Source organism: Angustibacter aerolatus (assembly GCF_054776675.1).
Genome location: NZ_BAAHBM010000003.1, coordinates 90,217 through 108,202, shown reverse-complemented (window position 1 = coordinate 108,202; position 17,986 = coordinate 90,217). Strand labels below are relative to the sequence as shown.

The window sequence follows — 17,986 nt, the reverse complement described above, 5'->3', positions numbered from 1 at the left end:
GGCGCAGGCGCCGCCGATCGCGGCGTAGTGGTCCGCGAGGTCGCGCAGGTCGTCGAGCGGCAGGGCGCGCAGCCGGGCGTGCAGCACGGCGGACGCCGCCTCGTCGGGCGCGGTGACGAACGACCCGCCGCCGCGGCCGCGCCGGGTGCGCACCAGGCCCTGCTCGCGCAGCGCCGTCAGCGCCTCGCGCACGGTGACCGTCGAGACGCCGAGCCGTTCGGCCAGCTCGACCTCGCTGGGCAGCTGGGCGTCGTCCGGCAGCATGCCCAGCGCGATGGCGTCGGTGAGCCGGCGGGTCACGGCCGCCGAGCGGCTGGCGCCGTCGAGCGGGGAGAACACGGCGGCGCGCACCCGCGGGGAGGGGCGCGTGCCCGCCGTCTCGGTGCCCTGCACGTGCACCCCACCTCTCCGCCGGCCGTGGCGGCCGCTCAGGTCACGGAACGGTCGCGGTCGGGCTCCGGTTCCCCGAACCCCCTTGTGCCTAGAAATATGGAGTCATAGGTTTTGCGCCGTGTCCACCCCCGAGGCCCCGGCCGTGCGGTTGCGCGGCCTGCGCAAGGTCTACCCCGGCCGGCCGCCCGTGACGGCGGTCGACGGCGTCGACCTCGACATCGCCGACGGCGAGTTCTTCTCGATGCTCGGTCCGTCCGGCTCGGGCAAGACGACGGTGCTGCGGATGATCGCCGGCTTCGAGGAGCCCACCGAGGGCACCGTCGAGCTGGCCGGCGCCGACGCGACCGCGCTGCCGCCGCACCGGCGCGACGTCAACACCGTGTTCCAGGACTACGCGCTCTTCCCGCACATGAGCGTGCAGCAGAACGTCGAGTACGGGCTGCGGGTGAAGCGGGTCGGCGGTGCCGAGCGCCGGCGGCGGGCCGGTGAGGCGCTCGAGCAGGTGCGCCTGCCGCACCTGGCGGGACGACGACCGAGCCAGCTCAGCGGCGGTCAGCGCCAGCGGGTGGCCCTGGCCCGCGCGCTGGTGAACCGGCCGCGCGTGCTGCTGCTCGACGAGCCGCTCGGGGCGCTCGACCTCAAGCTGCGCGAGCAGATGCAGGTCGAGCTCAAGGCGATCCAGCGCGACGTCGGCATCACGTTCCTGTTCGTCACCCACGACCAGGAGGAGGCGCTCACGCTCTCCGACCGGGTCGCGGTGTTCAACGACGGGCGGATCGAGCAGGTGGGACCGGCCGCCGACGTCTACGAGCACCCGGCCACGGCGTTCGTCGCGGGGTTCGTCGGCACGTCGAACCTGTTGCGCGACACCGACTCCCAGCGGGTCACCGGTCGCACCGGCACGGTCGGCATCCGGCCCGAGCGCCTCCTCGTGCTGCCGGACGGCGCGCCGGTGCCGGGCGGACGCCGGTCGGCCCGCGGCACCGTGCGCGAGGTGGTCTACGCCGGGTCGGTCAGCCGCGTGGTCGTCGCCCTGGACGGCGGCGGTGAGCTGATCGCGTTGCAGCAGAACGGTTCTGACGCCACCACCGACACCGCCGTGCACCGCGGCGACCCCGTGCACCTGGCCTGGCGCGACGAGCACGTGATCGACGTGCCAGCCGATCCCGCAGTCCCCCACGAAGGAGCGAGCAATGCGTAGGTCCCTCACCGGTGTCGCCCTCGGCGCCGTGGCAGTGCTGGCTCTCGCGGCCTGCGGAGGCTCCGACGCGGGCAGCGGCGCCAAGGCGGCAGCCACCCAGGGCGGCTTCACCCCGCCGAAGCTGCAGGCCCTGCAGGCCCTCGGCCAGCCCGAGGGCGAGGTGAACGTACTCGCGTGGCCCGGCTACGTCGAGGACGGGACGAACGACAAGAGCGTCGACTGGGTGAGCGACTTCGAGAAGACGTCCGGCTGCAAGGTCAACGTCAAGACGTTCGGCACCTCCGACGAGGCCGTGCAGCTCATGCGCACCGGCCAGTACGACGTGATCTCGGCGTCCGGCGACGCGACGCTGCGGCTCATCGCGGCCGGTGACGTCGAGCCGGTGAACACCGGCCTGATCAAGAACTACCCGGACGTGTTCGACGCGCTGAAGCTCAAGCCGTGGAACTCGGTGAACGGCGTGGCCTACGGCATCCCGCACGGCCGCGGCGCCAACGTGCTCATGTACAACAAGGACCTGGTGAAGCCCGCGCCCGACTCGTGGTCGGTGGTCTTCGACGGCGGCAGCCAGTACGCCGGCAAGGTCATGCCCTACGACTCGCCCATCTACATCGCGGACGCCGCGCTGTACCTGATGAGCACCAAGCCCGCGCTCGGCATCAAGAACCCCTACGCCCTCGACGAGAAGCAGCTCGCGGCGGCGGTCGACCTGCTGAAGCAGCAGAAGCCGAACGTCAGCGAGTACTGGTCGGACTACCTGAAGGAGGTGCAGTCCTTCAAGTCCGGAGCCAGCGTCGTCGGCACCGCGTGGCAGGTGAACGCGAACGTCGCCATCGGCGAGAAGGCGCCGGTCGACGTCGTGCTGCCGAAGGAGGGCTCGACGGGGTGGTCGGACACCTGGATGGTGGGCGCCAAGTCGGAGCACAAGACCTGCGGCTACGAGTTCATCGACCACATCCTGTCGCCGAAGGTGAACGCCCAGGTCGCGGAGTACTTCGGCGAGGCGCCGGCCAACCGCAAGGCGTGCGACGAGACCAGCGACCCGAAGACGTGCGAGATCTACCACGCCGACGACGAGGACTACTTCAGCAAGGTCTACTACTGGACCACGCCGATCCCGCAGTGCCTCGACGGCCGCAAGGACGTCACCTGCACCGACTACAACGCGTGGACGAAGGCCTGGACCGACGTCCGCAACAGCTGACCGGCTCGACGCGTTGCAGGAGGTGAGGTGAACAGGTGCGTCGCAGGCTGACGCTGGCCGGGCTGCTCGCCCCGCCGCTGCTGTGGCTGGTCGTGGCCTACCTCGGCGCGCTGGCGGCGATCTTCGCCACCGCGGTGTGGACGACGGACCCGTTCACCAACCAGGTGGTGCGGACGTTCACGCTCGACAACGTCACCGGCCTGTTCGGCGACCCGGTGTACCTGCGGATCATCGGGCGCACGCTGCTCGTGGCCGCCGCCGTCACCGTGCTCTGCGTGCTCGTGGCGGTGCCCTTCGCGTTCTTCATGGCCAAGGTCGCACCGCCGCGGGCCCGCCGGCTGCTCGTCGCGCTCGTGCTGGTGCCGCTGTGGGCGAGCTACCTGGTGAAGGCGTACGCCTGGCGGGCCGTGCTGGCGCCGAACGGCGTGCTCGACAGCACGTTCGGCGGCACCCCGGGCTTCGGCCTGGTCGCGGTGGTGCTCACGCTCACGTACCTCTGGCTCCCGTACATGGTGCTGCCGGTCTACGCCGGGCTCGAGCGGCTGCCCGACTCGCACCTGCAGGCCTCGGCCGACCTCGGCGCGGGCAACGGCACGACGTTCCGCCGCATCGTGCTGCCGGCCCTGCTGCCGTCGGTGGCGGCCGGCACCGTGTTCACGTTCTCGCTGAGCCTCGGCGACTACATCGCGGTGCAGATCGTCGGCGGCAAGGTGCAGGTGCTGGGCACCGCCGTGCTGCAGAACATCAGCCTCGACCTGCCGTTCGCGGCGACCCTGGGCACCGCGAGCGTCGTGATCATGGTCGTCTACCTGCTCGCCGTCCGTCGTGCCGGCGCCCTGGACAACCTGTGACCACCGCCGACCGGAGGACGCCGTGCGCCTGACCGCCCGGGCCCGCGGCGCCTGCTGGGCGTTCGGCGTGCTGGTGCTGCTCTTCGTGTACCTGCCGCTCGCCGTCGTGGCGCTCAACTCCTTCAACAGCGACCGCACGTTCGGCTGGCCCCCGCCGGGGTTCACGCTGCGGTGGTGGGACCTCGCCCTGCACGCGCAGGGCCCGCGCGACGCGCTGCGGACGTCGGTCGAGGCCGGCCTCGGCGCCACCGCGATCGCCCTGGTGCTCGGCACGCTGCTGGCGATCGCCCTCACCCGGTACGCGTTCTTCGGGCGGCAGGCGATCTCGCTGCTGGTGGTGCTGCCGATCGCGCTGCCCGGCATCGTCACCGGCATCGCACTGCAGTCGGTGATCCAGAGCGTGCTGCAGCCGGTCTTCGGCATCGGCGCCGGGCTGTTCACGATCATCGTGGGGCACGCGACGTTCTGCATCGTCGTCGTCTTCAACAACGTCACGGCCCGGCTGCGCCGCTCGGGCACCGCGCTCGAGGCGGCCAGCGCCGACCTCGGTGCCTCGCCCTGGACGACGTTCCGGCTGGTGACGCTGCCGCTGCTGCGCTCCGCCCTGGTCGCCGGCGGCCTGCTCGCCTTCGCGCTGAGCTTCGACGAGATCGTCGTCACCACCTTCACCGCGGGCCCCGGCTCGCCGACCCTGCCGATCTGGATCTTCCAGAACCTGTTCCGCCCCAACCAGGCGCCGGTGGTGAACGTCGTCGCCGTGGTGCTCGTCGTCGCCTCCGTCGTACCGGTGTGGCTGGCGCAGCGGCTGGACGGCGCGGGCGCGGCCGGCGCGCGGCTCTGAGCCGGCGTCCCGGCGTCGGCCCGACCCTTCCTGCGGCCCGCACACCGTTCGATGGGCGTGCATGCCCAGGGAACGGTGCGGCAGCCGACTTCACGTGGCTCGCGAGCCGGAGCCGGGCGGAGCCGAAGCGGTGCACGCACCCGGCCCGGCGGCGCGCACGGGGCGGCGCGCGGCTACCGTCGAGGCGTGAGCGACAGGCAGCCGGCGGAGCCGGGGGAGCGCGGGCTGCGCCGCGTGCACCGCGCGCCGAAGTACCAGGTGTTCATCGCGGCGGGGCTGATCGTCGGCATCGTGGTCGCGGTCGTCTCCGGGTACACCGGCGCGGGCGACCCGACCGTCGGCCGCGGCAAGCTGGTGGGCTACCTCGCGCTGCTGCTCGGGTGCCTCGGGGGGTTGCTGGGCGGCGCGGTCGCCGTCACGGTGGAGCGGTTCATGAACCGCGGCACCGGCCGCCGCTGACCCCGGAGGTCCCACCTGACGTCCCTCGCGCCGTCCGCCCCGCTCGCCCTGCCGCAGGTCGAGGTGCTCGGCCTGCCGTCACCGGCCGGCCTGGCCGCGGTGGCCGTGGGCGCGGGCCTCGCCGCGCTGCTCGTGGCCTGGGTGCTGGGCAGCCTGGTGCGCCGCTTCGGCCGCGACGGCCCGGTGGCCCGCGACCTGGCGCACCGCGCCCGGCGTCCGCTGCGGGTGACGATGGTGCTGGCGGCGGTGCAGGGCGTGCTGACGTCGCAGGGCAGCGGCCGCGCCGTCGAGGTGGTCACCCGGGTGCTCGGCCTGGCGCTGATCGGCGCCGTCGCCTGGCTGGTGGCGGCCCTGGCGTTCGTGCTCGAGGACCTCGCGCTGCGCCGCTACGACGTCGACGTGGAGGACAACCGCAAGGCCCGGCGGGTGCGCACCCAGGTGGGGCTCCTGCGCCGGCTCACCGTCGTGGTGCTCACCGTGCTGGCCGTCTCGGCGATGCTGCTCACCTTCCCCTCGGCCCGGGCAGCCGGCGCCAGCGTGCTCGCGTCCGCCGGCGTCGTCGGCATCGTCGCCGGCCTGGCCGCGCAGACGTCGCTGGCCAACGTGATCGCCGGCCTGCAGCTCGCCTTCACCGACGCGATCCGGGTCGACGACGTCGTGGTGGTCGAGAACGAGTGGGGACGCATCGAGGAGATCACGCTGACGTACGTCGTGCTGCACGTGTGGGACGACCGCCGGCTGATCCTGCCGAGCACGTACTTCACCACCACCCCGTTCCAGAACTGGACCCGCACCGAGGCGGCCGTGCTCGGCGAGGTGACGTTCGAGGTCGACTGGGCGGTGCCGGTCGCGGCCGTGCGCACCCGGCTGCACGAGGTGCTCGAGGCGTCGGACCTGTGGGACGGGCGGGTCGGCGTGCTGCAGGTGACCGACGCGGTGGGCTCGTTCGTCACGCTGCGGGTGCTGGTCAGCGGCCGCGACGGGCCGACGGTGTTCGACCTGCGCTGCGAGGTGCGCGAGGCCCTGGTGGGCTGGCTGCAGTCGGAGCACCCGCAGGCGCTGCCGCGGATGCGCTACGAGCAGGCCGCGCCCGCCCCGCGCAGCAACCCCGACCGGCCGGCCACCTCGCCCCGGCCGGTCGCCGGGCAGCCCGAGCCCGACGCCTCGGACGACGCGCGCATGTTCACCGGCAGCCTGCAGGCGGTCGAGCGCTCGCGGGTGTTCACCGGCCCCGACAGCCAGCCCGTCGAGCGCGTGCAGCCCGACGACCCACCCCGCTCCGACTGAGCGCCGGCCCCGTCGCCACGTGCCACACTGGTGGGGTGGCACGTGGCGACGGACGTCTGACCCATGACCTCATCCCCGGCGAGAAGGGCCCGCAGGACGCCTGCGGCGTCTTCGGCGTCTGGGCTCCCGGTGAGGAGGTCGCCAAGCTCACCTACTTCGGGCTCTACGCCCTGCAGCACCGTGGGCAGGAGTCGGCCGGCATCGCGACCAGCGACGGCAACCGGCTGCTCGTCTACAAGGACATGGGCCTGGTCTCGCAGGTGTTCGACGAGACGGCGCTGCGCAGCCTGGACGGCGGGCACCTCGCCATCGGGCACGCGCGCTACTCGACCACCGGCTCGAGCACCTGGGAGAACGCCCAGCCCACGCTCGGCGACACCGCGGGCGGCACCGTGGCCCTCGCCCACAACGGCAACCTCACCAACTCCGCCGAGCTGAAGGAGCTGGTGGCCGAGCGCTACGGCACCTCGGTCGCCGGCGAGCTGCGCCGGGGCAACACCACCGACACCGCACTGGTCACGACGCTGCTCACCGGCGACCCCGACCACAGCCTCGAGGCCACCGCGCTCGAGGTGCTGCCGCTGCTGCGCGGCGCGTTCAGCCTGGTGTTCATGGACGAGCACACCCTGTACGCCGCGCGCGACGCCCACGGCGTCCGGCCGCTCGTGCTGGGCCGGCTCGAGCGCGGCTGGGTGGTGGCGAGCGAGACGTCGGCGCTGGCCACGATCGGCGCCAGCGTGATCCGCGAGGTCGAGCCCGGCGAGCTGGTGGTCATCGACGCCGACGGACTGCGCACCCACCGGTTCGCGCAGCCCGAGCCCAAGGGCTGCGTGTTCGAGTACGTCTACCTGGCCCGGCCCGACACCACGATCGCCGGTCGAAACGTGCACGAGGCGCGGGTCGAGATGGGCCGCGAGCTGGCCCGCGAGCACCCCGTCGAGGCCGACCTGGTGATCGGCGTGCCCGAGTCGGGCGTGCCGGCCGCGATCGGGTACGCCGAGGCGAGCGGCATCCCCTACGGCCAGGGCTTCGTGAAGAACTCCTACGTCGGGCGCACCTTCATCCAGCCGAGCCAGACGCTGCGGCAGCTCGGCATCCGGCTGAAGCTCAACCCGCTGGTGCACCAGATCAAGGGCCGGCGGCTGGTCGTGGTCGACGACTCGATCGTGCGCGGCAACACCCAGCGCGCCCAGATCCGGATGCTGCGCGAGGCCGGGGCCGCCGAGGTCCACGTGCGGATCAGCAGCCCGCCGGTGAAGTGGCCGTGCTTCTACGGCATCGACTTCGCCAGCCGCGCCGAGCTCGTCGCGAACGGCCTGAACGTCGAGGAGATCCGCGCCAGCATCGGCGCCGACTCGCTCGGCTACATCAGCGACGAGGGCATGATCGCCGCCACCGGCCAGCCCGCCGAGCGGCTGTGCACCGCCTGCTTCAGCGGCGTCTACCCGATCGAGCTGCCGTCGTCCGAGCAGCTGGGCAAGCACGTGCTCGAGACGCTGCCGGGCCTCGGCGCCACCGGGCGCGACGCCGACGGCGTGCCGCTCGGGATGTCCGGCGGCGCCGCCGACGCGCTGACCCGCCCGTGACCGCCCCCGACCCGGTCACCTACGCCGCGGCGGGGGTCGACGTCGAGGCCGGCGACCGCGCCGTCGAGCTCATGAAGGAGTGGGTCGCGAAGACCCGGCGGCCCGAGGTGGTCGGTGGGCTCGGCGGGTTCGCCGGGCTGTTCGACGTCAGCGCGCTCCTCACGTACCGGCGTCCGCTGCTGGCCACCAGCACCGACGGCGTGGGCACGAAGGTGCAGATCGCCCAGCGCCTCGACAAGCACGACACCATCGGCTTCGACCTGGTCGGCATGGTCGTCGACGACATCGTGGTGGCCGGCGCCGAGCCGCTGTTCATGACCGACTACGTCTGCACCGGCAAGGTGGTGCCCGAGCGCATCGCCGCGCTGGTGAGCGGGATCGCGCAGGCCTGCGTGGTCGCCGGCTGCGCGCTGGTCGGTGGCGAGACCGCCGAGCACCCGGGCCTGCTCGGCCCCGACGAGTACGACGTCGCCGGCGCTGTCACCGGCGTGGTCGAGGCCGACGAGGTGCTCGGCCCCGACCGCGTGCGACCCGGCGACGTGCTGCTCGGCATGGGGTCGTCCGGCCTGCACTCGAACGGCTACTCGCTGGTGCGGCGGGTGCTCGAGGTCGCGGGGTGGGGCCTGGAGCGGTACGTCGACGAGCTCGGCCGCACGCTCGGCGAGGAGCTGCTCGAGCCGACGCGGGTCTACGCCCAGGACGTGCTCGACCTGGCCCGGGCCGCGCGCACCGAGGACGGCGTCGACCTGCACGCCATGACCCACGTGACCGGCGGCGGGCTCGCGGCGAACCTGGCCCGCGTGCTGCCGCGCGGGCTGGAGGCCCTCGTGCACCGCGGCAGCTGGACGCCGGCGCCGGTCTTCGGCCTGGTGCGCCGGCTGGGCTCGGTGCCCGTGCCCGACCTCGAGCGCACGCTGAACCTCGGCGTCGGCATGGTCGCCGTCGTCGCCCCCGACTCGGTCGACGCCGCCCTCGCCCGACTGCGGGCGCGCAGCCTCGACGCGTGGGTGCTCGGCGAGGTGCGCGCAGCCGACACCGACGACACCTCGGGTGACGTGGTGCAGGGTGCCAAGGGCGTCGACGGCGGTGCCGTCAGGATGCTCGGGACCCAGCCGCTCTGACGCCCGGCCACCGCAGCAGCGGGGACCGGGCGTCAGCAGGCGTCAGCGGTCGTTACCGGCCCAGCGACCGTAGTCGTCGTCCTCGGGCTCGTCGTCCGCTGGCTTCGAGCTGACGGGGGGCGTGTACTCACCACCGTGGAGCTCTCGCTGGAGGGCAGTCAGGTCGGTGTTGGGACTGAAGTACTTCAGCTCCCGGGCGACCTTGGTCTGCTTGGCCTTGGCTCGGCCGCGACCCATGGCGTCGACCCCCTCGTGCGTCGACCGGGACGACCGTGAGCGGTCCCGGAATCAGTGTCTCGTCGTGCAGACAACGGTACCTCGTCCCACGGCCCCCCGGCGACTCCGGCGATACCGGGCGATCCGGGCTAGCGGGCGGGCAGCCACATCCGCCGGTCGGCCGGGACGGCGTCGACGCGCCGGGCGGCCAGCCGGTCGGCCGCCACCGCGGTCGTGACCCCCTCCTCGCGGGCGGTGCGCAGCACGGCCGCGGTGGTGTCGAAGATGCCGAGGGTGCGCTGCCGGGCCCGCTCGAACGAGAAGCCGTGCAGCTCGTCGGCGACCTGGATCACCCCGCCGCCGTTCACCACGAAGTCGGGCGCGTAGACGATGCCGCGGCGCTCGAGCAGGTCGCCGACCTCGGGCCGGGCCAGCTGGTTGTTGGCCCCGCCGCACACCACGCGGGCCTGCAGCACCTCCACGACCTCGGTCGTCAGGGCGTCGCCGAGCGCGCACGGCGAGTAGACGTCGAGCGGCTCGCGCACGAGCGCCTCGACGTCCGCCACCACCTCGGTGCCGGGGTGCTCGGCGACCACCCGCGCGACGGCGTCCGCGCTCACGTCGGTGACCACGACGCGCGCGCCGTCGTCGGCGAGCAGGCCGGTGAGCAGCCGCCCGACCTTGCCGACGCCCGCGACGCCGACCCGTCGGCCGGCCAGCGTGGGCTCGCCCCAGGCCGCCTCGGCCGCAGCCCGCATGCCCTGGAAGACGCCGAGCGCGGTCAGCACCGACGAGTCGCCGGCCCCGCCCTGCGACTCGCTGCGGCCGGTGACCGTGCGGCAGGTGCGCGCCACGACGTCCATGTCGGCGACGTAGGTGCCGACGTCGCACGCGGTCACGTAGCGGCCACCGAGCGACTCGACGAACCGGCCGTACGCCTCGAGCAGCGGCTCGGTCTTGTCGGTGGCTGGGTCGCCGATGATGACGCCCTTGCCGCCGCCGTGGTCGAGCCCGGCCACCGCGTTCTTCGACGTCATGCCGCGCGAGAGGTGCAGCACGTCGGCCAGCGCGGCCTCGGTGCTCGGGTAGGGGTGGAAGCGGGTGCCGCCGAGCGCCGGGCCGAGCGCGGTGCTGTGCAGCGCGATGATCGCCCGCAGCCCGGTCTCGCGGTCGTGGCAGAAGACGACCTGCTCGTGGTCCTCGCTGAAGGCGTCGGTCACGGTCGCCCACCCTATGAGACGGCGGCGGGTCCGCACCCGGCGGCAGGTGACAGGCTGTGCGGGTGCCCACGACCGCGCGGCGGCTGCCGTACCTGACCCACCTGCGCGTCTTCGAGCCGGTGTCGCACCTGCCGGCCGAGCAGCGCGAGCGGTGGACGTCGTACGCCCGGCACGCCCCCGAGCGCGCCGCGCTGGAGGGTGCCGAGTTCGACGACGCCGTGCGCCGGCTGGCCGCCACGCCGCCGCACCCCGTGCCGCTGACCGAGAGCGACGAGGCGCTGCTGCTGGAGGTGCGCGGCGAGCTGTTCGTCTGCCCCGAGCAGCCGCTGCTGCGGGCGTGGCACGGGCTGGGGGTCGCGCGCGACCCCGAGCCGCTCGGCGTCACCGTGCCCGACGACGACCTGCGCGCCCGGGCCGCGGCCGCGCTGGCCGCTCGCGCCGGCGAGGGCGGCGAGGTGCGGCTGTTCACCCGGACGGCGGCGTGGCAGGTGCCGCTGGCCTGGTTCGTGCCGTTCGAGGCCGGCGAGCGGCAGCTCGACCTGGGAGAACAGCGCGCCCTGCGCTACCGGACGGCGATGGGCCGAGCCCGCCGCCGGCTGGCCCGCGGGCTGCGTGCCGCCCGCGAGCACCTCGACGACCCCGAGGTGGTCGAGGACCTCGAGCTGGTGGGCCGCTGGCTGGAGGAGTTCGACCCGCGCAGCGTCGTCGAGCTCGACTACGGCGGCCTGGTCGACCTGCTGAGCGACGCGCACCTGCGCGGCGACGACTCGGCGTCCGACGTGGCGGACGGGCTGGCCGCGCTCACCGAGGGCGACCTGACCGTGGCCGCCGCCGCGTACCAGCGGCTGAGCACCCGCTGGGACCGCGTCGCGCTGCTCGCCCGGGCCTCCTGAGCGTGCTCGAAACGGCCGGGTGACTAGTCATCGGGCGTGCTCGGTGCCCGGAGGAACTAGTCATCGTGACCGGAACAGAATGATCCGACCGGATCGTTCCCAAGTCGGGCAGAACCGAGCATCCTGATCTCTGAGCACGCACGTCGTCCGGCGGGGTGCACCACACACCGTGAAGGAGCCACCATGGCCTCTCGCACCACCGACGCCGAGTCCCTGCTCACCCCCGCCGAGGTCGCGGCGCTCTTCCGCGTCGACCCCAAGACCGTCACGCGCTGGGCCAAGGCCGGCAAGCTCACCTCGATCCGCACGCTGGGCGGCCACCGCCGCTACCGCGAGGCCGAGGTGCGCGACCTGCTCGCGGGCATCCCGCAGCAGCGCTCCTGATCCACCCCGCTCCACCGGTCGACGGCCGGGCGCCGCGCGCTGCCGTCGCACCGGGTCGTGCCTCCGCGACGCCGTGACCTGCAGGTGGGGTCGCGGCGTCGCGGTGCGTCCGGACCCTGCTCGCGGGGTCAGAGGTCGAAGGCCCGCCCCCACTGCCGCAGCAGCCGCTCGAGCTGCGCCCGCTGCGCGCTCGTGAGCGACGCGACGAGCCGGTGCTCGTTCGCCAGGTGCCGCTCGACCAGGCCGTCGACCAGCTCGAGGCCGGCGGGGGTCAGCCCGACCACGCGGGCGCGGGCGTCGACCTCGCTGGTGCGCCGGTGCACCAGGCCCGCCGCCACCAGCCGGTCGACCCGCTTCGTCACCGCACCCGACGACACCATCGTGGCCGCACCCAGCTCGCCGGCGCCCAGCTCGTACGGCGCCCCGGCCCGGCGCAGCGAGGCCAGCACGTCGAACTCGCCCTCCGTGAGCCCCGCCTCGTCGAAGACCCGGCGCAGCTCGCCGTAGAGCACCTCGCCGAGCCGGTGCAGGCGCCCGATCAGCCCGAGCGGCGACGTGTCGAGGTCGGGGCGCTCGACGCGCCACTGGTCCTGCACGCGGTCGACGTGGTCGGGCTGCTGCACGACCTGGACGGTATCTTCCACGGAAGATAAAGTCTCTTCCGTGGAAGACGTCGTGCGCACGCCCCTGCTCACCGCCCTCGCGCCCGTCGCGTGGGGCTCGACCTACCTGGTGACGCAGGAGCTGCTGCCGGCCGACCGCCCGCTGCTCGGCGGAGTGCTGCGTGCCCTGCCGGTGGGGCTGCTGCTGCTCGCCGCCCGGCGCCGGCTGCCCCACGGCGAGTGGTGGTGGCGGTCGACGGTGCTCGGCGGGCTGAACTTCAGCGTCTTCTTCGTGCTGGTCTTCGTGGCTGCGCAGCGGCTGCCGGGCGGGCTGGCCGCGACCCTGACCGCCACCGCGCCGTTCGTGATGATGGTGCTGGCCCGGCTGCTCGTCGGCGAGCGGCCGGCGCCGCTGTCGGTGGGTGCGGCCGTCGTCGGCGTGCTGGGCGTCGGGCTGCTCGTGCTGCGCGGCGGGGCGGTCGACCCGCTCGGCGTGGCCGCCTCCGCCGGCGCCGTGCTGGTCTCGTCGCTCGGGTTCGTGCTGGTCAAGCGCTGGTCGCCCCCGACCGACCTGCTGACCTCGACCTCGTGGCAGCTGGTCGCCGGCGGGCTGCTGCTCGTGCCGCTCGCGCTGGTCGTGGAGGGCCGGCCGCCTGCGCTGCAGGCACCCGCGCTGCTGGGCTTCGCGTACGTCGGGCTGGTGAGCACCGGGCTGGCGTACGTCGTGTGGTTCCGCGGCCTGGCCCGCCTGCCCGCTGCCGCCGTCGCCCTCATCGGCCTGCTCAACCCGGTGGTCGGCACGGTGCTCGGCGTCGTCGTCCGGCACGAGCGGTTCGGGCTGGTGCAGCTGGCCGGCACCGCGCTGGTCCTGAGCGGCGTGGTGATCGGGCAGCCGTCGGTGCAGGCGGCCCTGACCCGGCGGCGCGCCGTGCCCGACGTCGTCCCGCCGGTGGCGGCGGCGTCGCTCAGCCGCTGACGCCGGCGGTGACCGGCGGGGCAGGCTGCGCCGGCCCGCGGCCGTGGCGGCGCTCGCGGCGGTCGACGACATCGAGCAGCGGCCCGGTCGCCGCGGTCGTGAGCAGCGCCATCGCGACGAGCGCGGTGTAGAGCGGGGCGTCGAGCACCCCGAGCTGCAGGCCGGCGGTGAGGAAGACCAGCTCGGTCAGGCCGCGGCTCGACAGCAGCACGCCCAGGCGCGCCGCGTCGGCCGGGGAGCTGCCGGTCAGCCGGGCCGGCACCGACGCGCCGACGACCTTGCCGACGACGGCGACCGCGACGAGACCGGCGGTCGCGAGCGGCGAGACGTCGAGCAGGCCGACCACCGCAGAGCCCGCGCCGAGGAAGAAGAACGGCAGCAGCCCGGCCCGGGCCACGTGCCCGACGTGCCGCTCGACGCGCTCGCTCAGCCCCGGCGTCCGCGGGGTGGCGACGCCCAGCAGCAGCGGGCCGATCACCGCGTACAGCCCGGCCGCGTCGCTCGCGGCCGCGGCGGCGGCGACGGCGGCGAGCACGATCGCCACGAGGACGGCGGGGTGCGGGCTGGGCAGCCGGCCGGAGGTCACGACCCGGGCCATCACGGCCCGCAGCGCCCAGGCCGAGACGCCCGCGACGGCCAGGGCGACGACGGTGTGCAGGGGCGACCCGGTGCCGGTGGCGGCGCTGGCGACGATCGCGAGCAGCACCCAGGCGACGCCGTCGCTCGCGGCGGCCGCCGACATCGCGGTGGTGCCGATGACCGTGCGGTCCATGCCGCGGTCCTTGAGGATCAGCGCGAGCACCGGGCAGGCGGTGACCGACAGGGACCCGGCGACGAACAGCACGAAGACCCAGGGCTCGACGTCGCCGCGGTGCGAGAGCGTGGCCAGCCCGGCCACGGCACCCAGCGACAGCGGCAGCGCCAGGGAGCCGGCGGTCACCGCGGCCACCGACCGGCCGGTCTGCCGGCTCACCCGCAGCTCGAGCCCGACGCCGAACATGAGCACCGCCACGCCGACCTGGGCCAGCGCGGACGTGACCGGCTTGGTCGAGGGGCCGAGCAGCGAGGCGTGCACGGACGGCGCCAGCTCGCCGAGCACGGCGGGGCCGAGGGCGATGCCGGCGAGCAGCTCGCCGACGACCGCCGGCTGCCGGGCCAGCACCGCCAGCCGACCGCCCAGCAGGCAGGCCAGCACGACGACGGAGAGGGTGAGCAGCACGGGCACGGCTCAGCCCACCCCGTGCAGCTGTCGGGCCACGCGCACCAGCGGCACCGGCGGCACCGCCAGGGGCAGCCGGGCGTCGACGTCGACCACCTGCGCCAGCAGCAGCGCGTGGTCGCCCACCGGCCGGATGTCGGTGACCTCGCACGACATCACCGCGACGGCGTCCGTCAGCCGCGGGCCCCACTCGTCGAGGGTCCACGCACCGACCGCGAAACCCTCCGGGCCGCGCGGCCGCGACCGGCTGGCGAAGTGGGCCGCGACCTGGCGGTGCTGGTCACCGAGCACGTTCACGGTGCACCGGCCGCTGGCGGTGAGCGCCTCGATCGCCGACGAGCGCTCGCGGAGGGCGATCGCCAGGATCGGCGGTTCGTCGCTCACGTGCAGCACGGCGCTCACGGTCAGCGCGTGCAGCCCCGTGCCCACCACGCAGACGCCGGTGCAGAGCCAGTCGAGCTGGGCGGTCAGCGGGAGGTCGTCGAGCGGGGTGAGCGCCTCGAGCGGCGCCGTGCCCTCGAGCGGGGTCAGCGGTGCGAGGGGTGCGAGGGCTGCGAGCGGGGCGGGGGCGGTCACCTGCTGCTCCAGGAGAATCGGTGTCGACCGGAGCGCCGGTCGGCCGCGGGCACGGGGACGGGCAGCGCCTGGCTCGACTGCTCGGCGGGGACGGTCTCGAGGTGGAGGCGCTCGGCGGGCAGGGCGGCGGCGTCCGGCGGCTCGGGGTGCGGGTCGGGGTGCGGGTCGGGGTGCGGGTCGTCGTGCAGGTGAGCCGGCGGCTGGTCGCGCAGCTGCTGCAGCCGCTGCATCCGGTCGGTGCGGACGTCGACGGTGTGCCGCGCCTCGGCAGCGGCCTGGGCGGCGGCCATCGTGCGGCGGGTCAGCTGGTCGTGCTGCAGCTCGCGGGCGTACGCCGCCTGCCGGGTGCGCGTCGAGCCGGTGAAGTGCGGCGCGACCTCGGTGGCGAAGAGCTCCATGCTGGCCCGGGTGTCGGCGTGGCCGGCCCACCCGGCGTGCTCGAGCAGGAAGGTGCCGACGCCCCCGCTGAGCTCCTGCACCTTCTCGATGTGGGCGATCGCCATCTCCGGCGTGCCGACCACGCCGTGCCCGGCGATGTGCAGGGTGTCGATGATGTCGTCGGCGTCCGACCCGACCGGCACGTTCATCGGCAGGATCTGCCGGATGTAGTCGACGTACCGCACCACGCCCTCGCGGGCCTGAGCACGCGCCTGCTCCTCCGTCGGCGCGATGTGCATCGGGCTCATGGCGCTCCACCGGCGCCGGTCGAGCACCTGCCCGTGCCGCTCCGCCATGTAGCTGGCCTTCTCGAAGGCGAGCTGCATGCGGTTCTCGCGGCCCATCGCGACGGCCGCGGAGGCGCCGAACGAGATCATGCCGAGCCCGAACCGGCCGGCCAGCCGCGGCCCGGACGCCGAGTTGAAGACCGCGACCCGGATGTCGAGCTGCTCGGAGAACGGCGCCAGGTGCAGGTACGCCTCGTGCAGCCGCCACGACGCGTGCTCCGGCGTGTAGGTGACCGGGCCCGCGTCGGCGAGCAGCAGGGTCATCGCCTCGAGGCTCTCCTCCATCGCCTGCCGCGCGTGCATGGGGTCGAGGCCCATCATCGAGCTGTCGAGCGCCAGGGCCCCCGCGCCGACGCCGAACATCAGCCGGCCGCGGGTCAGGTGATCGAGCTGGATGACGCTGTCGAGCAGCATCTTCGGGTGGTGGTAGGCGAGCGTCGAGACCCCGGAGCCCAGCTTGATCCGTCGCGTCGTCGCCGCGGCGCGAGCGACCATCAGCAGCGGGTCGGCGATGATCTGCCACCCGCCGCTGTGGTGCTCCCCGAACCAGAACTCGTCGAACCCCAGCCGGTCGGCGTGCTCGGCGAGCTCGACGTCCTGCTCGAGCTGGATCGTCGGGTCGTGGTCGGGCCGGTGGATCGTGCCCCATGCCCAGCTCGGCGGCGATCTCGTGGTTCGAGGCGCCGTCCGCCACGTGGGCGAGCACCTGGCGCTGCCGCGGGGTGAGCGAGTCGATCGCCCGCTGCACCTCGGCCGCGCGGGCGAGGTCGAGCGCGGCCAGCCGGTCGAGCAGCGTGCGCGTCACGGCCGGCGAGAGCGCGGCCTCGCCGCGGCGCAGGGCCTGCACCGCCCCGATCAGCTCGCTGGCGCGGGCCGAGCGCAGCAGCACCCCGCGCGCGCCGGCGCGGGTGAGCGAGAGCACGGTCTCGACGCCGGCCTCCGTGGCGAGCACGAGCAGCCCGGCCTGCGGCAGGCGTCCTGCCAGCTGCTCGACGACGCCGACCGTGCCCTCGTCGGCGGTGCGGCAGCCGATCACCACGACGTCCGCGTGCGGCAGCGGCGCCGGTCGCTCGTGCCGCACCACCTGGAGCTCCGGCTCGCCGGCCAGCACCTCGCGCACCGCGCCGGCGGCCCGCTCGTCGACGTCGAGCACCAGCACCCGCGTCGCCGCCCGCGCCGGCACCGGCTGGTCGGGCACGCCGTGTGCACGGTGCCCCAGGGGAGCAGGCGTGGCGCGACGCACCCGCGTCGCACCGCCGAGGTCGCTCATGTGCCCTCCGTCCGCTGGCGCCGGGTGGCGCCCTCCCAGGACCCACGCGTGCTGCGGGGCGCCAGGTTCACATCGCGGACACGGTGGGTACTTGCCGGTCTGGAAAGCACGCGCTAGCTTTCCGGTATGGAAAGCTCTCGACCGTCCCCGCAGGAGGCCGCGCAGGCGCTCGCCGCCGCCGACGCCGCCCCCGGTCAGCTGGTGCGCGACCTCGTCGTCCCCGCCGGCCTGCACACCTCGCTCGCGGCGGCCGTGGCGGTGCAGATCGCCACCGGCTCCCTGGGCATCGCGCGCCAGGACGCCGCGGGTCTCGCTCTGCTGGCCGCCGGCCTGCTGCTCTTCGCCGCCACCGCGGTGCTGCAGCTGCGACGGTTCCGCCGCGCCAACGGCGTCCGGCTGGCCGATCTCGCCGGTCAGGTCGTGCTGGGCTCGGCCACCCTGGCGTCCCTCGGGTACGCGGCCGGCCTCGCGGGCGCCACGTGGGCCGCGTTCGCCGGTGCCTGGTGGGTCGTGCCCCTCGCTGCCGCGGCCGGGGGCCTGGCGTACGGCGAGAGCGGCCGGCGCTGGGTGCGCCGCTACCGGCAGCAGCCCGTGCAGCGGGGTCGCACGCTCGACGTCGCGCTGCTCGTCGTCGCCGCCGTCGCCGGGCTGGTGCTGCTCGTGGTCGCCCGGTGACCCCCGAGCTCGACCCGCTGCTGCAGCCCCCCGCCCGCCTGCGCCTCGTCTCCGCGCTCACCGCGGTGTCGGAGGCCGAGTTCGCCGTCGTCCGCGACCGCCTGGCCGTCAGCGACTCGGTGCTGTCGAAGCACGTCAGCGCCCTCGCCGACGCCGGCTACGTCCGCAGCCGCAAGGGCGTGCACCAGGGCCGCCGCACCACCTGGCTCTCGGTCACCACCGCCGGCCGCACCGCCCTCTCGACCCACGCCGCCGCCCTCCGCGCGATCCTCGACGGCGTCGAGTAG

At 74.6% G+C, this 17,986-nt stretch carries 20 protein-coding genes and 1 pseudogene; 13 read left to right on the top strand and 8 right to left on the bottom strand.

All coding sequences use genetic code 11. The annotated features are described in order from the left end of the window. On the bottom strand, positions 1 to 393 hold a 393-nt coding region (locus tag ACYVI6_RS01800; RefSeq protein WP_460444723.1), incomplete at its 3' end, for a GntR family transcriptional regulator. A 118-nt stretch (positions 394 to 511) separates the two neighbouring features. On the opposite strand from ACYVI6_RS01800, the gene ACYVI6_RS01795 reads away from it, so the two are divergent. The 8 genes from ACYVI6_RS01795 (at position 512) to purM (ending at position 8,943) form a co-directional block, all read left to right on the top strand. Then, positions 512 to 1,594, top strand: coding sequence for an ABC transporter ATP-binding protein (locus ACYVI6_RS01795; RefSeq protein ID WP_460444722.1), 1,083 nt, complete (start codon positions 512 to 514; stop codon positions 1,592 to 1,594). Further along, entirely contained in the window at positions 1,587 to 2,798 is a 1,212-nt protein-coding gene (locus ACYVI6_RS01790) for an ABC transporter substrate-binding protein (protein WP_460444721.1), read from the top strand. Before ACYVI6_RS01795 ends, ACYVI6_RS01790 begins: the two co-directional genes overlap by 8 nt. Before the next feature lie 35 nt (positions 2,799 to 2,833). Then, positions 2,834 to 3,649, top strand: coding sequence for an ABC transporter permease (locus ACYVI6_RS01785; RefSeq protein WP_460444720.1), 816 nt, complete (start codon positions 2,834 to 2,836; stop codon positions 3,647 to 3,649). A gap of 22 nt (positions 3,650 to 3,671) precedes the next feature. Beyond that, positions 3,672 to 4,490 carry an ABC transporter permease gene (locus ACYVI6_RS01780; RefSeq protein ID WP_284289219.1) on the top strand — a complete coding sequence of 273 codons (819 nt, stop codon included), beginning with the start codon at positions 3,672 to 3,674 and terminating at the stop codon, positions 4,488 to 4,490. 186 nt (positions 4,491 to 4,676) lie between these two features. Then, positions 4,677 to 4,949: a hypothetical protein gene (locus ACYVI6_RS01775; protein WP_460444719.1), complete on the top strand. Its 273-nt coding sequence runs from the start codon at positions 4,677 to 4,679 to the stop codon at positions 4,947 to 4,949. Positions 4,950 to 5,012: 63 nt separating this feature from the next. Then, positions 5,013 to 6,236: a mechanosensitive ion channel family protein gene (locus ACYVI6_RS01770; protein ID WP_460444718.1), complete on the top strand. Its 1,224-nt coding sequence runs from the start codon at positions 5,013 to 5,015 to the stop codon at positions 6,234 to 6,236. A 35-nt stretch (positions 6,237 to 6,271) separates the two neighbouring features. Next, complete coding sequence (gene purF, locus ACYVI6_RS01765) at positions 6,272 to 7,822, top strand: amidophosphoribosyltransferase (RefSeq protein ID WP_460444717.1); 1,551 nt, start codon at positions 6,272 to 6,274, stop codon at positions 7,820 to 7,822. Further along, on the top strand, positions 7,819 to 8,943 hold the full coding sequence (gene purM, locus ACYVI6_RS01760; protein WP_460444716.1) for a phosphoribosylformylglycinamidine cyclo-ligase: 1,125 nt from the start codon (positions 7,819 to 7,821) through the stop codon (positions 8,941 to 8,943). Before purF ends, purM begins: the two co-directional genes overlap by 4 nt. Before the next feature lie 42 nt (positions 8,944 to 8,985). Here purM and ACYVI6_RS01755 read toward each other — a convergent pair whose 3' ends face one another. Beyond that, positions 8,986 to 9,180: a DUF3073 domain-containing protein gene (locus tag ACYVI6_RS01755; protein WP_460444715.1), complete on the bottom strand. Its 195-nt coding sequence runs from the start codon at positions 9,178 to 9,180 to the stop codon at positions 8,986 to 8,988. Between the two features lie 128 nt (positions 9,181 to 9,308). Further along, a complete protein-coding gene (locus ACYVI6_RS01750) occupies positions 9,309 to 10,379 on the bottom strand; it encodes a Glu/Leu/Phe/Val dehydrogenase dimerization domain-containing protein (protein ID WP_460444714.1) in 1,071 nt (356 codons plus the stop codon). A 62-nt stretch (positions 10,380 to 10,441) separates the two neighbouring features. Here ACYVI6_RS01750 and ACYVI6_RS01745 point away from each other — a divergent pair, with 62 nt between their 5' ends. Beyond that, the gene (locus tag ACYVI6_RS01745; RefSeq protein WP_460444713.1) at positions 10,442 to 11,272 is read left to right on the top strand and encodes a hypothetical protein; all 831 of its coding nucleotides are present in this window, start codon (positions 10,442 to 10,444) and stop codon (positions 11,270 to 11,272) included. A 183-nt stretch (positions 11,273 to 11,455) separates the two neighbouring features. Further along, complete coding sequence (gene bldC / locus ACYVI6_RS01740) at positions 11,456 to 11,656, top strand: developmental transcriptional regulator BldC (RefSeq protein ID WP_460444712.1); 201 nt, start codon at positions 11,456 to 11,458, stop codon at positions 11,654 to 11,656. Between the two features lie 128 nt (positions 11,657 to 11,784). Here the strand turns inward: bldC and ACYVI6_RS01735 are convergent, their stop codons facing one another. Further along, positions 11,785 to 12,279, bottom strand: a complete 495-nt coding sequence (locus tag ACYVI6_RS01735; protein ID WP_460444711.1) for a MarR family winged helix-turn-helix transcriptional regulator — start codon at positions 12,277 to 12,279, stop codon at positions 11,785 to 11,787. Between the two features lie 40 nt (positions 12,280 to 12,319). On the opposite strand from ACYVI6_RS01735, the gene ACYVI6_RS01730 reads away from it, so the two are divergent. Further along, positions 12,320 to 13,234 (top strand): EamA family transporter, encoded by a 915-nt coding sequence (locus tag ACYVI6_RS01730; protein ID WP_460444710.1) that lies wholly within the window; start codon positions 12,320 to 12,322, stop codon positions 13,232 to 13,234. Here the strand turns inward: ACYVI6_RS01730 and ACYVI6_RS01725 are convergent. From ACYVI6_RS01725 to ACYVI6_RS01710, 4 genes and pseudogenes are all read right to left on the bottom strand, one after another. Next, positions 13,224 to 14,459, bottom strand: a complete 1,236-nt coding sequence (locus tag ACYVI6_RS01725) for a cation:proton antiporter (RefSeq protein ID WP_460444709.1) — start codon at positions 14,457 to 14,459, stop codon at positions 13,224 to 13,226. The genes ACYVI6_RS01730 and ACYVI6_RS01725 overlap by 11 nt on opposite strands. Positions 14,460 to 14,462: 3 nt before the next feature. After that, a complete protein-coding gene (locus tag ACYVI6_RS01720; RefSeq protein ID WP_460444728.1) occupies positions 14,463 to 15,029 on the bottom strand; it encodes a flavin reductase family protein in 567 nt (188 codons plus the stop codon). Continuing rightward, complete coding sequence (locus tag ACYVI6_RS01715; protein ID WP_460444727.1) at positions 15,026 to 16,366, bottom strand: LLM class flavin-dependent oxidoreductase; 1,341 nt, start codon at positions 16,364 to 16,366, stop codon at positions 15,026 to 15,028. The genes ACYVI6_RS01720 and ACYVI6_RS01715 overlap by 4 nt, the downstream gene beginning before the upstream one ends. Before the next feature lie 49 nt (positions 16,367 to 16,415). Further along, positions 16,416 to 17,024 (bottom strand): annotated as a pseudogene (locus tag ACYVI6_RS01710) (response regulator transcription factor); the annotation flags it as partial. Between the two features lie 126 nt (positions 17,025 to 17,150). Here ACYVI6_RS01710 and ACYVI6_RS01705 point away from each other — a divergent pair. Both ACYVI6_RS01705 and ACYVI6_RS01700 read left to right on the top strand, forming a co-directional pair. Next, complete coding sequence (locus ACYVI6_RS01705; RefSeq protein ID WP_460444708.1) at positions 17,151 to 17,699, top strand: hypothetical protein; 549 nt, start codon at positions 17,151 to 17,153, stop codon at positions 17,697 to 17,699. After that, complete coding sequence (locus ACYVI6_RS01700) at positions 17,696 to 17,986, top strand: transcriptional regulator (RefSeq protein ID WP_460444707.1); 291 nt, start codon at positions 17,696 to 17,698, stop codon at positions 17,984 to 17,986. Before ACYVI6_RS01705 ends, ACYVI6_RS01700 begins: the two co-directional genes overlap by 4 nt.

Bases quoted from the DNA above. Each gene is read 5' to 3' on its own strand.
- ACYVI6_RS01790 (WP_460444721.1), top strand. From the start codon at position 1,587: ATGCGTAGGTCCCTCACCGGTGTCGCCCTCGGCGCCGTGGCAGTGCTG.
- ACYVI6_RS01755 (WP_460444715.1), bottom strand. From the start codon at position 9,180: ATGGGTCGCGGCCGAGCCAAGGCCAAGCAGACCAAGGTCGCCCGGGAG.
- bldC (WP_460444712.1), top strand. From the start codon at position 11,456: ATGGCCTCTCGCACCACCGACGCCGAGTCCCTGCTCACCCCCGCCGAG.
- ACYVI6_RS01705 (WP_460444708.1), top strand. From the start codon at position 17,151: ATGGAAAGCTCTCGACCGTCCCCGCAGGAGGCCGCGCAGGCGCTCGCC.